The following is a 14,465-nucleotide window of genomic DNA, read 5'->3' on the forward strand; positions in this document are numbered from 1 at the left end:
CCTGCTCGCGAAGGCGATTCAACTAACGCTGCAAAAACGCCTGATGCATCTCTTCCAGCGTCTCGAAGTGATAGGCCGGTGCTTCAGCGCTCAACTCTTCCCGACTGCCAAACCCGTAACCCACCGCCGCCGCATCCAGCCCGTTGCTGCGCGCACCGATCAAATCGTGCTTACGGTCGCCGATCATCAGGGTGTTGGCCGGATCCAGGCTTTCTTCGGCCATCAAGTGGGAGATCAGCTCGACTTTGTTGGTCCGGGTTCCATCCAGTTCGCTGCCATAGATCACTTTAAAGTGCTTGGCGAAGTCGAAGTGCCGAGCAATTTCCCGGGCGAAAACCCATGGCTTGGACGTGGCGATATATAGCTGTCGCCCTTGCCCGCTGAGTGTTTCCAGCAGCGGCGTGACGCCATCAAATACACGATTCTCGTACAAACCGGTGACTTTGAAGCGTTCGCGATAGAAGTTCACCGCCTCCCAGGCCTTGGGCTCGTCGAAGTCGTAGAACTGCATGAACGCCTGCAACAATGGCGGGCCGATGAAGTGTTCGAGCTTGGTCAGGTCGGGCTCATCGATGCCCAGTTTGCTGAGGGCGAACTGGATCGAACGGGTGATGCCCTCGCGCGGGTCGGTCAGGGTGCCATCGAGGTCAAACAATACGGTTTGGTAATGCATGTTGAATCCTGAATAAGGGCGCAGTGTCAGAGCTGGTCGTAGCCTTCGGCCAGATGCAAATTCTTGAGCTTCACGTAATTCGCCGCGCTGTAGGTGAAAAAGGCTTTTTCCTTGTCAGTCAGCGGCCGGATCTGCTTCACCGGGCTGCCCACATAAAGGAAGCCGCTTTCCAGGCGTTTGCCCGGCGGCACCAGGCTGCCAGCACCAATGATGACATCGTCGTCGACCACCGCACCGTCCATGACGATGCTGCCCATGCCAATCAGAATCCGATTGCCCACGGTGCAGCCGTGGAGCATGACTTTATGCGCGATGGTCACATCGTCGCCAATCAGCAACGCAAAGCCATCGGGATTGAACGGCCCTGCATGGGTGATGTGCAGCACACAACCGTCCTGCACGCTGGTGCGCGCGCCAACACGAATACGGTGCATGTCGCCACGAATCACCGTCAGCGGCCAGACCGAGCTGTCTTCGCCGATTTCAACGTCGCCGATCACCACCGCCGAACCGTCGACAAAGGCGCCTTTGCCGAGCAGCGGGGTGTGGTTCTGATACTTGCGAAGGGTCACGATAGGCTCTCTCTCTTTTGCTGATAGCTGCGGTAGCCGTCGATTGTAATTATGATGGGGCTATGTTTCTTCATGCATGTTTCTTCCAGCCAAGGTGCCAACCGTGAGCGTGAACAACCCTCTTTTGCAGTCCTACGACCTGCCGCCGTTCTCGGCGATCCGTGCCGAACACGTGCAACCGGCCATCGAACAGATCCTGGCTGACAACCGCGCCGCCATTATCGAGATCCTCAAAAACCAGGGCAAACAACCGACCTGGGCTGGCCTGGTGCTGGCGATGGACGAGCTGAATGATCGACTGGGCGCGGCCTGGAGCCCGGTCAGCCACCTGAATGCCGTGTGCAACAGCGCCGAACTGCGCGAAGCCTACGAATCCTGCCTGCCAGCCTTGAGCGCCTATTCCACCGAACTGGGGCAGAACCGCGAACTGTTTGAAGCGTTCGAAGCACTGGCCAACAGCCCCGAAGCTGCCGGTTTCGACGTGGCGCAGAAAACTATCCTGGAACACTCACTGCGTGACTTCCGTTTGTCGGGTATCGACCTGCCGGAAGCCGAACAAAAGCGTTACGCCGAAGTGCAGAGCAAATTGTCGGAGCTGGGCAGTCGCTTCTCCAACCAGTTGCTCGACGCCACTCAGGCCTGGACCAAGCACGTCACCGATGAAGCCTCCCTCGCCGGCCTGACCGATTCGGCCAAGGCGCAAATGGCCGCCGCCGCCCAAGCCAAAGACCTGGATGGCTGGCTGATCACCCTGGAATTCCCGAGCTACTACGCGGTGATGACCTACGCCCATGACCGCGCCTTGCGCGAAGAAGTCTACGCCGCTTACTGCACCCGTGCGTCGGACCAAGGCCCGAATGCCGGTCAGAACGATAACGGCCCGGTCATGGTAGAAATCCTCGACCTGCGTCAGGAACTCGCCAGGCTGCTCGGTTTCGCCAGCTTCTCGGAGCTGAGCCTGGCAACCAAAATGGCCGAGTCCAGCGATCAGGTACTCAGTTTCCTGCGCGATCTGGCCAAGCGCAGCAAGCCGTTCGCCGCCCAGGATCTGGAACAGCTCAAGGCTTACGCCGCTGAACAAGGCTGCCCGGACCTGCAAAGCTGGGACAGCGGTTTCTACGGTGAAAAGCTTCGCGAGCAGCGCTACAGCGTCGCCCAGGAAACCCTTCGCGCTTACTTCCCGATCGACAAAGTGCTGGGCGGTCTGTTCGCTATCGTCCAGCGTCTGTACGGCATCGAAATCGCCGAGCAGAAAGGCTTCGACACTTGGCACCCGGATGTTCGCCTGTTCGAAATCAAGGAAAACGGCCAGCACGTCGGTCGCTTCTTCTTCGACCTCTACGCCCGCGCCAACAAGCGCGGCGGTGCCTGGATGGACGGCGCCCGCGACCGTCGCCGCACGGCTGAAGGCGCACTGCAGAGCCCGGTGGCGAACCTGGTGTGCAACTTCACCCCGGCCGACAGCGGCAAGCCAGCCCTGCTGACCCACGACGAAGTCACCACCCTGTTCCACGAATTCGGTCATGGCCTGCATCACCTGTTGACCCGCGTTGAACACGCCGGCGTATCCGGCATCAACGGCGTGGCCTGGGATGCGGTCGAGCTGCCAAGCCAGTTCATGGAGAACTGGTGCTGGGAACCGGAAGGTCTGGCGCTGATCTCCGGTCACTACGAAACCGGCGAACCGCTGCCTCAGGACTTGCTGGAGAAAATGCTCGCGGCGAAGAACTTCCAGTCCGGCCTGATGATGGTTCGTCAGCTGGAGTTCTCGCTGTTCGACTTCGAACTCCACACCACCCACGGCGACGGGCGTAGCGTGCTGCAAGTACTCGAAGGTGTGCGTGACGAGGTCTCGGTCATGCGTCCACCGGCCTACAACCGTTTCCCTAACAGCTTCGCCCACATCTTCGCCGGCGGTTACGCGGCGGGTTACTACAGCTACAAATGGGCTGAAGTGCTGTCGGCCGATGCCTTCTCGAAGTTCGAAGAAGACGGCGTCCTCAACGCCGACACGGGTCGCGCATTCCGTGAAGCGATTCTGGCGCGCGGTGGTTCCCAGGAGCCGATGGTGCTGTTCGTCGACTTCCGGGGACGCCCGCCGTCGATTGACGCACTCTTGCGCCATAGCGGCCTGAGTGAGGTCGCGGCAGCATGAGTGAGGGGCCTGTGATGACCAAAAGACGCTTTATCGCCGGGGCGGTCTGCCCGGCATGCAGCGAGCCGGACAAGTTGATGATGTGGAACGAAGACGAAGTCCCGCACCGCGAGTGCGTGGCCTGCGGTTATTCCGACACGTTGAATGAACAAGGCCTGTCGGTGCCCAAGGAGTTGGGCACACGGGTCAACACCTCAGCGCTGAAGGTGCCGGACGCCAAGGTTCAGGCCGTGCAGTTTTTCCCGAACCCGAAGCTGAAGAAAAAGCCTGACGAGCAACACTGAGTCAACACCACCTTCCACTCCTGAACGGATTGGAAGGTGGTATCTATCTACCACCTTTCCCCTGCTCTTCCTTTATAGGCTGACCGAACTCAGCCTCTACTCAAGGAAGACGCCATGCCCGACACCAATCCGCTTTTGCAGGCCTGGGACCTGCCACCCTGGTCGACCGTCCGCGCCGAACATCTTGTGGCGGCCATCGAAACCATCATTGCTGACAACCGTCAGGCCATTGTTGAAATCATCGCCTCCCAATCCGCATTCCCGACCTGGGATGACCTGGTCCTGGCAGTCGATGAAACCGACGCGCGTCTGGATGAGGCCATGGGCGTCATCGAAACCCTGGGGATGGTGAAACACGACGGCAACGCCTGGAAGACGGCGAGCGCTATGTGTGTCGATGCCATGGCGCAGTACAAGACTGAAAAGATGAGCAATCAAGCGCTGTTCCGAGCGTACCAACGTCTGGCGCAAAGCCCGATTGCCCGGAGTTTCGATGAGTCCCGCAAAGCGGTGCTGACCAAGATTCTGCGCAGGTTTCACATGTCGGGAATCCACTTGGCCTCCGAACAACAGCAGCAACTTGCTCGCCTGAATCTACACATCAGCCTGCTCGAAAGCCTGTTTCTAAGCCATTTGGAAAACGCCACTGCGGCCTGGAGCAAACGCATTGATGACGTCACGCAACTCAACGGTTTATCCCAGGCAACAAAGGTCCGTCTGGCGCTCAACGCGCAACAGGCAGGACATGAGGGCTGGCTGATCCGTCTGGGGCAGGACACTTACAATCGGGTCATGACCTATGCCGAAAATCGAGCGCTGCGCGAAGAATACTTTTTTGCGTACGCCACGCGAGCGTCCGATCAAGGCCCGCACGCCGGACAATTCGATAATGGCCCCGTACTGGAGTTGCTGTTGTCCCAGCGTCACCAAAAAGCCGGATTGCTCGGGTACGAAAATTTCGCACAACTCACCCTGGCGACGGAAATGGCGGAATCAACCGCACAAGTCAGCGGATTCCTGCGGCAGCAAGTAACGCTGGCAACGCCGGATATCGAGAAGGACGCACAGGAACTCAAGGCGTTTGCGCTCGAACGGGGCATTGCCGAGATCCAACCGTGGGACCGCGAGTTTCTTGCCGAACAACTACGTCAGCACCGCCTCGGTGGCGCCCTGAAAAACCTGCGGGACTATTTTCCACTGGACGGAACGTTGCACCGACTGTGCCTGTTCAGCGAGCGCATGTTCGGCATACAGATCGTCGAGCAGAAAACGTTCAGCCGCTGGCATGACAGCGTGCGTCTGTTTGAAATCAGCGAGCATGGGCAGATGATCGGACATATTTACCTTGATCCTTTCCACCGAGAGGAGGCAGCGGACTACGCCTGGACCGCCACGCGCCGCAACCGGCGAGTAAGCGCCGAAGGTCAATTGACGCTGCCCATTGCCGTTCTTCACGGCAACTTCACACCTGCAAACGCCGATCATCCTTGCCTCCTCGCGCACTTGGACCTGCGTGTGTTGTTCCATGAGTTTGGTCATTGCTTGCAACATATTCTGACGCGTTCGCCTCACTACACCCTTTCCGGCATTTCTGAACTGGGACGCGATACAGCAGAGTTCACCGGGCAGTTGTTCGAACGTTGGTGCCTGTCACAGGCGTTTCTGCTGTGGCTGGCCGCCCATCATCAGACCGGTGCGCGCTTGACCGAGGAGCGAGTCGAGGTGGCGCTGACCGCCATTCAAACCCAGAACAGCTGGCAATCCGCGCAGTTGCTGATGGGTGCCTTGTTCGACTTCGAATTGCACCGTTGCCAGGGAGATGGACGTAGCGTCCAGCAGGTCTTTGAAGACGTACAGCGGGAGGTTCCCCACTTGCAATTGCCGTCGTACTGCCGGTTCGCAAACAGTTTTGACTACATGGTGACCGGTTATGCAGCCTCCGTTTACGCCTACACGTGGTCAATCGTACTGGCTACCGAAGCTTTCAAGCGATTCCGCCAAGATTGGGTCTTCAATGCGCAAACAGGGCGAGCCTTTCGCGAGGCGTTTTTTTCTCCGGGTGATTCGCGCTCCTTGCTGACCGCCCTGGAAGTGTTTCTTGAACGGCCGATCGCCGAAGACCTTTTCGCGCTTTCGTCAGAGGCCGTTGCCCGCTGACGCAGCGGTTTACTCGACGTGGGCCGATTTGAACCAACTCTTCATCGAACAGCTGGCGAACGGACTTGTGCTGCAATCGCCGTTGGCCAGCGCGGTGCGGAGCTTGTCGACATCGGCCTGCATCATGTAACGGACGCCGTCCTTGAAATGGGTGCTGTCGCCAAAGCCGCCCTGGGTCATTTCGTTTATGGCGTCTTCCTTGCTCCAGCCTTGCACCACGACCCGGTACATGGCCGCCATCAGGCCAGTGCGGTCCGAACCATGTTTGCAGTGCATCAACACCGGTCCCGTGGTTTCGGCAGTCTGGATCGCACGAAGGGCCTTGAGTACATCCGCGTCATCCACATGGTTGGTGCGATAGGGCAGCTGTACCTGTGCAATGCCTGGCGTCGACAACCAGCTTGAATCCGACTCGGGCAGGAAAGTGATCACCGTCCCGACCTTTAGTTTTTCCAATAACGGCACCGCGCCTCGGTCGGGCAATGCACTGCGATAGAGCGTCGGGGACATTTTGAAGAGGTTGTATTGCACCTCGACCGATTGAGCCCACTCCGCAGGTCGGGGCAAGGCACTGTCGTCGGCGAAGGCCAGCGTGAGGTTCAAAAGTGCGGCCAGAGACAGGCAAATCGCTGGGATACAACGCGGTAGAGACATGCTCGGGGGGACCGTTCAGGAAGAGGCGGGAAGATGACACCCAGCTTCAACCCTGAGCGGTCAAAGGCCTGTGAGCCGTCTGTCAAAGAATCGTGAATCAGCCGATCGCTTTCGTCGCAAAACCGAGGCTTTTTAGCTGAAACGGTTCATCTTTATGCTTAGCCTGCTACCATTTGTTTCTCAATATTACCGATGTGCCCTATTGCTCAGCGCTTGCGGGCGATCTGCGTCGGTGCCAAAACGAAAAGTCGTCCTCCGAGATGGCTGAAAACCGCTAATGCCTGATGAGGTGCCCCCCTATGTCCGATCAAGATCGAGACAACCCGCGGCGTGAGTTTTTGCGCAAATCCCTGACCTTGATCCCGGTGGTTACCGTTGCCAGCACCGGCCTGGGCAGCACGGTCCTGATGGCCGCACCCGAAGCAGCTCCGGCCAGCGCCGGCAAAGCGCCGGTCCGCACCAGCACCTATGAACCTGCCTACTTCACCGCCGAAGAGTGGACGTTTATCAAGGCTGCTGTCGCCCAGCTGATTCCGAGCGATGCCCAAGGGCCAGGCGCCCTGGAAGCCGGTGTGCCCGAATACATCGACCGCCAAATGAACACGCCTTACGCGGCCGGCGCGCTGTGGTTCATGCAGGGACCGTTCAACGCAGACGCTGCGCCAGAAATGGGTTGGCAGAGCAAACTGGTGCCCAAAGAGATTTATCGCTTGGGCATCGCCGCTACGGATGCTTGGTCGAAAGCGTTCAACGGTAAAGTATTTGCTGAGCAAGACAGCGCTACCCGAGACGATTTGCTCAAGCAACTCGAGGCCGGAAAACCTCAGTTCGCCAGCGTTCCAGCGAAGATTTTCTTCAACCTGCTGCTGCAAAACACCAAAGAAGGGTTCTTCTGCGACCCGATTCACGGCGGCAATAAAGGCATGATCGGCTGGACCATGATCGGCTTCCCCGGCGCCCGCGCCGATTTCATGGATTGGGTGGAACGCAACGAGCCATACCCCTTCCCGGCAGTTTCGATTCGCGGCGAGAGGGCGTAAGCATGGCAACGGTAATGAAGAAGGTCGACGCAGTGATCGTCGGTTTTGGCTGGACGGGCGCGATCATGGCCAAGGAGCTGACAGAAGCCGGCCTGAATGTGCTGGCGCTGGAGCGCGGACCGATGCAGGACACCTACCCCGACGGCAACTATCCACAGGTGATCGACGAACTCACCTACAGCGTGCGTAAAAAACTCTTCCAGGACATTTCCAAGGAGACCGTGACCATTCGCCATAGCGTGAATGACATCGCGCTGCCGAACCGCCAATTGGGCGCGTTCCTGCCGGGCAATGGCGTGGGCGGCGCGGGTCTGCACTGGTCCGGCGTGCACTTTCGGGTCGACCCGATCGAGTTGCGCATGCGCAGCCACTACGAAGAACGCTACGGCAAAAGCTTCATCCCCAAGGACATGACCATCCAGGACTTCGGCGTCAGCTATGAAGAGCTGGAACCGTTTTTCGATTACGCCGAAAAGGTCTTCGGCACGTCGGGTCAGGCCTGGACAGTGAAGGGTCAGTTGGTCGGCGAAGGCAAGGGCGGCAATCCGTACGCGCCGGATCGTTCGAATCATTTCCCGCTGGAATCGCAGAAGAACACCGTATCCGCACAGTTGTTTCAGAACGCAGCCACCGCAGTGGGTTACAAACCCTACAACCTGCCCTCGGCCAATACGTCAGGCCCCTACACCAATCCCTACGGCGCACAGATGGGGCCGTGCAACTTCTGCGGATTTTGCAGCGGCTATGTCTGCTACATGTATTCCAAGGCCTCGCCGAACGTAAACATTCTGCCGGCGCTCAAACCGCTGCCCAATTTCGAGCTGCGGCCCAACTCCCACGTGTTGCAGGTCAATCTCGACAGCACCAAGAGCAAGGCAACAGGCGTGACCTACATCGACGGCCAGGGCCGGGAGATCGAACAGCCTGCAGACCTGGTGATCCTCGGTGCCTTCCAGTTCCACAATGTGCGGCTGATGTTGCTGTCGGGTATCGGCAAGCCGTACGACCCGATCAGCGGCGAAGGCGTGGTCGGCAAGAACTTTGCCTACCAGAACATGGCCACGATCAAGGCGTTCTTCGACAAGGACACGCACACCAACAACTTTATCGGTGCAGGCGGTAACGGCGTGGCAGTGGACGACTTCAACGCCGACAACTTCGATCACGGGCCTCATGGCTTCGTCGGCGGCTCGCCGATGTGGGTCAACCAGGCAGGCAGCCGACCGATCGCCGGGACCTCCAATCCGCCGGGCACTCCGGCCTGGGGCAGTGCCTGGAAACGTGCCACGGCCGATTACTACACCCATCAAGTGTCGATGGACGCCCACGGTGCGCATCAATCCTACCGCGGCAACTACCTCGATCTAGACCCGGTGTACCGCGATGCCTACGGCTTGCCGCTGTTGCGGATGACCTTCGACTGGCAGGAAAACGACATCAAGATGAACCGCTTCATGGTCGAGAAAATGGGCAAGATCGCCGAAGCGATGAACCCCAAGGCCATCGCCGTGCTGGGCAAGAAGGTTGGCGATCACTTCAACACCGCGTCTTACCAGACCACCCACCTCAACGGTGGCGCGATCATGGGCACCGACCCGAAAACCAGCGCCCTGAACCGTTACTTGCAGAGTTGGGATGTGCATAACGTTTTCGTCCCAGGAGCATCGGCTTTCCCACAGGGCCTGGGCTACAACCCCACCGGCCTGGTGGCAGCCTTGACCTACTGGTCGGCCCGGGCGATCCGCGAGCAGTACCTGAAAAATCCCGGCCCGCTGGTTCAGGCTTAAGGAGCGATGACCATGAAAACACGTGTTATCGCGACTCTGGTGCTGCTCGGTTGTGGCTCGATCAACGCCGCAGAAATTGATCAAAACCTGATCAAACAAGGCGAGTACCTCGCCCGCGCGGGCGACTGCGTGGCATGCCACACCGCCAAGGACGGCAAGCCCTTCGCCGGTGGCCTACCGATGGAAACACCGATCGGGACGATCTACTCCACCAATATCACTCCGGATAAAACCGGCTTGGGTGACTACAGCTTCGAGGACTTCGATAAAGCAGTCCGGCATGGCGTCGCCAAAAACGGCAGTACGCTGTACCCGGCCATGCCATATCCGTCCTACGCACGCGTCAGCGAATCGGACATGAAAGCCTTGTACGCCTACTTTATGCAGGGCGTAGCGCCAGTCACTCAGGAGAACAAGGACAGCGACATCCCCTGGCCGTTGAGCATGCGCTGGCCACTTGCGGGTTGGCGCTGGATGTTTGCGCCGGCCGTCGAGGATTACACAGCCACGCCGGGTGAAGATGCCGTGGTCAATCGCGGGGCTTATCTGGTGGAAGGCCTCGGACATTGCGGCGCGTGCCATACGCCACGTGCCCTGACCATGCAGGAAAAAGCCTTGAATGCAGGCGAAGGCAGCGCATTTCTGTCAGGCAGTGCGCCGCTTGAAGGCTGGATCGCGAAAAGTCTGCGGGGCGATCACAAGGAAGGTCTCGGCAGCTGGAGCGAAGAACAACTGGTGCAGTTTCTCAAGACCGGTCGCAGCGATCGCAGCGCGGTGTTCGGTGGCATGAGTGATGTGGTGACGCACAGCATGCAGTACATGACCGACAACGATCTGACCGCAATTGCCCGTTACCTCAAGTCCTTGCCGGCGAATGGTCCCGACGATCAGCCGCACCAGTACGACAAACAGGTCGCACAGGCGCTGTGGAAGGGTGACGACAGCAAGCCCGGCGCTTCGGTGTACATCGACAATTGCGCGGCCTGCCACCGTACCGATGGTCATGGCTACACCAAAGTGTTCCCAGCGCTGGCGGGCAACCCTGTATTGCAATCGGAGGATCCGACGTCGCTGATTCACATCGTACTCAAAGGCGGCACTCTACCAGCGACCCACATGGCTCCTTCGACCTTTACCATGCCGGGATTCGCGTGGCGCTTGTCGGATCAGGAAGTGGCGGACGTGGTGAGTTTCATCCGCAGCAGCTGGGGTAACGGCGGCTCGCCGGTCAAGGCGAGCGAGGTGGCGAACCGGCGCACGGATGATATGAAGACCACATCGGGCGACGATCTGGGGCAAATCACCCAGAAAAACTGACTGCCCAGCGGCACTAGCCAGATGAGTAACGCCTCTATACTGTATATAAAAACAGTACAGAGGCGTTTTCATGTCCACCCCTCTTCCCCCGCGCGGTCGCGGCACCGCCACCAACCCGCACAACCGCTTCGCGCCGAATCGCTCGGTGGCCGAGGATGACGGCTGGTACCAGGAAGCGCCGATCACCCAAGGCACCGAGGTGCGCATCGAAACGGCGAAAACCATCATCACTCGTAACAACTCGCCGGACTTGCCCTTCGATCGCTCGATCAATCCCTATCGCGGCTGCGAGCACGGCTGCATCTATTGCTACGCGCGGCCCAGCCACGCTTATTGGGACATGTCGCCAGGGCTGGATTTCGAAACCAAACTGATCGCCAAGACCAACGCCGCCGATGTGCTGGAAGAACAACTGTCCAAGCGCGGCTATCAATGCGCGCCGATCAATCTGGGCTCCAACACGGACCCTTATCAGCCGATCGAACGCGAACACAAAATCACCCGCAAAACCCTCGAAGTGCTGCTGCGCTATCGCCATCCCGTGACCATCATTACCAAGGGCTCGCTGATTCTTCGGGATCTGGACCTGCTGGCCGAACTCGCCGAGCAAAGGCTGGTGGCGGTGATGATCAGCCTCACTACCCTGGACGATGAGCTCAAACGCATCCTCGAACCGCGCGCCGCTGCACCCAAGGCCCGGTTACGGGCGATCCGCGTGATGCGTGAAGCGGGAATTCCGGTGGGAGTTCTGTGCTCGCCGATGATTCCGATGATCAACGACAGCGAACTCGAAAGCCTGCTCACCGAGGCTCATGCCGCGGGTGCGCAAAGTGCGGCCTACATGATGCTGCGCCTGCCGCTGGAAGTTGCGCCGCTGTTCGAAGAATGGCTGGCGGCCCACTATCCTCAGCGTGCCGCTCATGTGTTGAGTCTGATTCGTCAAAGCCGTGGCGGTGAGCTCTACGACAGTCGGTTTGGCGCACGAATGCGCGGTGAAGGGCCATTTGCTGACCTGTTGGCGCAACGATTTGCCAAAACAATCAAACGCCTGGGGCTCAATCGTCGCGAAGGTTTCAATCTGGACTGCGAAGCCTTCTGTCCGCCGGGTCGCCAGATGTCGTTGATTTAAGGACAATTGGCCTATGGTGAGTAGTGGGAAACGCACCTGGTCTTTAGGCCGGTCACGTTTTTTGTGACCTGGAACACACGTCCTAGAGCGTTTTATTCAGTTTGAGTTAAGTTTCAACGGCTACCTTGTTCATCGAGTGACTGACGGGTCGAGATTTTCGACCTGGATGTTTTTTAAACAGCCACTGGCTTCACACCGGACAAAACGGGACAATTCCCTGACTCCGCCAAAGAGGATGAATCATGAGTGACAAGGATAAACAGCCGTTGGCTGCGTCGGCTTCAGCCCAACCAGAGGCGGAAACCGCCGATGCAGCGCTGCAGCATATCGTTGACGGCTTTTTGCATTTTCATCACGAGGTTTTTCCACAGCAGGAAGAACTCTTCAAAAAACTTGCCACGGCCCAGAGCCCCAGAGCGATGTTCATCGCCTGCGCCGATTCGCGCATCGTTCCTGAACTGATCACCCAAAGCGCCCCCGGCGACCTGTTCGTGACCCGTAACGTTGGCAACGTTGTGCCGCCTTATGGGCAAATGAACGGCGGTGTTTCCACGGCAATCGAATACGCAGTGCTGGCCCTCGGCGTGCAGCACATCATCATCTGCGGGCATTCGGACTGTGGCGCGATGCGCGCAGTGCTCAACCCGCAAAGCCTGGAAAAAATGCCGACGGTCAAAGCCTGGTTGCGTCATGCCGAAGTGGCAAAAACCATGGTCCAGGAAAACTGCCATTGCGCTGACGAAAACGAAAGCATGCACGTCCTCACCGAGGAGAATGTGATCGCCCAGCTGCAGCATTTGCGCACGCACCCGTCGGTAGCCTCGCGCATGGCCAATGGTCAGCTGTTTATCCATGGTTGGATCTACAACATCGAAACCAGCGAAATCAAAGCTTACGACGCGGAAAAGGGTTGTTTCCTGCCGCTCGATGGCAGCCATCCGATTCCGGTGGCGACGCCCAAAGCGCGCTTCTAAATCATTGTGTGGTTTAGCCGAGGTTGCTGATCAAGCAGCCTGGCTTCGCCACGCCTGAAGAAAACTTCGGGAGAGTCACCATGCGTGCTGCTCAACTCAAAGCTGTTCTGCCACGGGAGCTGCTAGCGTCCGTGGTTGTGTTTCTCGTCGCCCTGCCCTTGTGCATGGGCATCGCCATCGCCTCGGGGTTGCCGCCGTCCAAAGGTTTGATCACCGGGATCATCGGTGGCTTGGTGGTGGGCTGGATTGCCGGTTCGCCACTGCAAGTCAGCGGCCCGGCGGCCGGTTTGGCTGTTCTGGTGTTCGAACTGGTGCGCCAGCATGGTATCGCCATGCTCGGGCCCATTCTGCTGCTGGCCGGATTTCTGCAATTGGTGGCCGGACGCTTGAAACTGGGCTGCTGGTTTCGGGTCACGGCGCCTGCGGTGGTGTACGGAATGCTCGCCGGGATTGGCGTGTTGATCGTGTTGTCACAGGTGCATGTGATGCTCGACTCCGTGCCCAAGCCCTCGGGGCTGGATAATCTGGCAGCCTTCCCGGCTGCGGTCGTCCAGGCCTTGCCCTCCTTTGGCTGGCAAGCCGGTTTGCTCGGAATATCGACGATTGCGGTGATGTGGCTGTGGGAAAAATTCCGCCCCCATTCCCTGCGCTTCATTCCCGGTGCACTCCTTGGCGTAGGTCTGGCGACTGTCGCCAGCCTGGTACTCGCCTTGCAGGTTAAACGAGTGGAAGTCCCGGCCAACCTGGCGGAAGCCATCGACTGGCTGAAACCCGCCGACTTGCTGAATCTGGCTGACCCGACCTTGCTGATTGCGGCGTTTGCCGTGGCGTTTATCGCCAGCGCCGAAACCCTGCTCTCGGCCGCTGCGGTGGACCGCATGCACAGCGGCCAGCGTTCGGACTTCGATCGCGAACTGTCAGCTCAAGGCGTCGGCAACATGCTCTGCGGTTTGCTCGGCGCGCTGCCGATGACCGGCGTGATCGTACGCAGTTCGGCCAATGTCCAGGCCGGCGCCACCACACGACTGTCGGCGGTGTTCCATGGTCTGTGGCTGCTGGCTTTCGTGTTGCTGCTGTCCAGCGTGCTGCAAAGCATTCCGGTGGCGAGTCTGGCGGGCGTTCTGGTCTACACCGGTTTCAAACTGGTTGACCTCAAGGCCTTTCGCGGCCTCGGCCGTTATGGCCGGATGCCGATGTTTACTTACGCGGCGACCGCTCTGGCAATCATCTTCACCGACCTGCTGACCGGCGTGCTGATTGGCTTCGGTCTGACCCTGGCCAAACTGGCCTGGAAGGCTTCGCGGCTGAAAATCAGCCTGATCGACCTGCCCAAGGACGGTGAAATGGAACTGCGATTGATTGGTGCAGCTACTTTTCTCAAAGTCCCGGCGCTGACTCAAGTGCTGGCGACAATTCCACCGGGCGCGACGGTGCATGTGCCGCTCAATAACTTGAGCTACATCGATCACTCGTGTCTGGAGTTGCTGGAGGAATGGGGTCGGGCCAATGCAGCGAAGGGTTCGAAGCTGCTGATTGAAGCGCGGGGGTTGAAGCGTAGGTTGGAAGGGCGCTTACGAACCACCACCGGCGTCGGTTCTACGGCATAGAGGTAACAATGTGGGAGCGAGCCTGCTCGCGAAGGCGGTGTATCAATCGACATAAATGTTGAATGACATATCGCAATCGCGAGCAGGCTCGCTCCCACAGGTGTTCGGTTTACTCA

Annotated in this window: 12 protein-coding genes; 9 read left to right on the top strand and 3 right to left on the bottom strand. The window is 58.9% G+C overall.

Annotation, left to right across the window (positions count from 1 at the left end):
• Window positions 1-22 precede the first annotated feature (22 nt).
• Window positions 23-673: an HAD family hydrolase gene (locus tag ACYZT5_RS24055; protein ID WP_462047697.1), complete on the bottom strand. Its 651-nt coding sequence runs from the start codon at window positions 671-673 to the stop codon at window positions 23-25.
• A 26-nt stretch (window positions 674-699) separates the two neighbouring features.
• On the bottom strand, window positions 700-1,245 hold the full coding sequence (locus ACYZT5_RS24060) for a gamma carbonic anhydrase family protein (RefSeq protein WP_462047698.1): 546 nt from the start codon (window positions 1,243-1,245) through the stop codon (window positions 700-702).
• Between the two features lie 76 nt (window positions 1,246-1,321).
• Here ACYZT5_RS24060 and prlC point away from each other — a divergent pair, with 76 nt between their 5' ends.
• The 3 genes from prlC (at window position 1,322) to ACYZT5_RS24075 (ending at window position 5,841) form a co-directional block, all read left to right on the top strand.
• Window positions 1,322-3,400: an oligopeptidase A gene (prlC, locus tag ACYZT5_RS24065; RefSeq protein ID WP_462047699.1), complete on the top strand. Its 2,079-nt coding sequence runs from the start codon at window positions 1,322-1,324 to the stop codon at window positions 3,398-3,400.
• Window positions 3,397-3,684: a YheV family putative zinc ribbon protein gene (locus ACYZT5_RS24070; protein ID WP_462047700.1), complete on the top strand. Its 288-nt coding sequence runs from the start codon at window positions 3,397-3,399 to the stop codon at window positions 3,682-3,684. The genes prlC and ACYZT5_RS24070 overlap by 4 nt, the downstream gene beginning before the upstream one ends.
• Window positions 3,685-3,798: 114 nt before the next feature.
• A complete protein-coding gene (locus ACYZT5_RS24075) occupies window positions 3,799-5,841 on the top strand; it encodes a M3 family metallopeptidase (RefSeq protein ID WP_462047701.1) in 2,043 nt (680 codons plus the stop codon).
• A 9-nt stretch (window positions 5,842-5,850) separates the two neighbouring features.
• Here the strand turns inward: ACYZT5_RS24075 and ACYZT5_RS24080 are convergent, their stop codons facing one another.
• Window positions 5,851-6,495: a phosphatase domain-containing protein gene (locus tag ACYZT5_RS24080; protein WP_462047702.1), complete on the bottom strand. Its 645-nt coding sequence runs from the start codon at window positions 6,493-6,495 to the stop codon at window positions 5,851-5,853.
• A gap of 299 nt (window positions 6,496-6,794) precedes the next feature.
• Between ACYZT5_RS24080 and ACYZT5_RS24085 the strand changes: the two genes are divergently transcribed.
• From ACYZT5_RS24085 to ACYZT5_RS24110, 6 genes are all read left to right on the top strand, one after another.
• The gene (locus tag ACYZT5_RS24085; RefSeq protein ID WP_462047703.1) at window positions 6,795-7,535 is read left to right on the top strand and encodes a gluconate 2-dehydrogenase subunit 3 family protein; all 741 of its coding nucleotides are present in this window, start codon (window positions 6,795-6,797) and stop codon (window positions 7,533-7,535) included.
• A gap of 2 nt (window positions 7,536-7,537) precedes the next feature.
• Window positions 7,538-9,322 carry a GMC family oxidoreductase gene (locus tag ACYZT5_RS24090; RefSeq protein WP_462047704.1) on the top strand — a complete coding sequence of 595 codons (1,785 nt, stop codon included), beginning with the start codon at window positions 7,538-7,540 and terminating at the stop codon, window positions 9,320-9,322.
• Between the two features lie 12 nt (window positions 9,323-9,334).
• A complete protein-coding gene (locus ACYZT5_RS24095) occupies window positions 9,335-10,639 on the top strand; it encodes a c-type cytochrome (RefSeq protein ID WP_462047705.1) in 1,305 nt (434 codons plus the stop codon).
• Window positions 10,640-10,709: 70 nt separating this feature from the next.
• Window positions 10,710-11,768: a PA0069 family radical SAM protein gene (locus ACYZT5_RS24100; protein ID WP_008152485.1), complete on the top strand. Its 1,059-nt coding sequence runs from the start codon at window positions 10,710-10,712 to the stop codon at window positions 11,766-11,768.
• A gap of 242 nt (window positions 11,769-12,010) precedes the next feature.
• Window positions 12,011-12,742 carry a carbonic anhydrase gene (locus tag ACYZT5_RS24105; RefSeq protein ID WP_462047706.1) on the top strand — a complete coding sequence of 244 codons (732 nt, stop codon included), beginning with the start codon at window positions 12,011-12,013 and terminating at the stop codon, window positions 12,740-12,742.
• A gap of 80 nt (window positions 12,743-12,822) precedes the next feature.
• Window positions 12,823-14,349, top strand: coding sequence for a SulP family inorganic anion transporter (locus ACYZT5_RS24110; RefSeq protein ID WP_462047707.1), 1,527 nt, complete (start codon window positions 12,823-12,825; stop codon window positions 14,347-14,349).
• The last annotated feature ends 116 nt before the right edge of the window (window positions 14,350-14,465 follow it).

It is taken from the genome of Pseudomonas sp. LB3P14 (genome assembly GCF_054898045.1).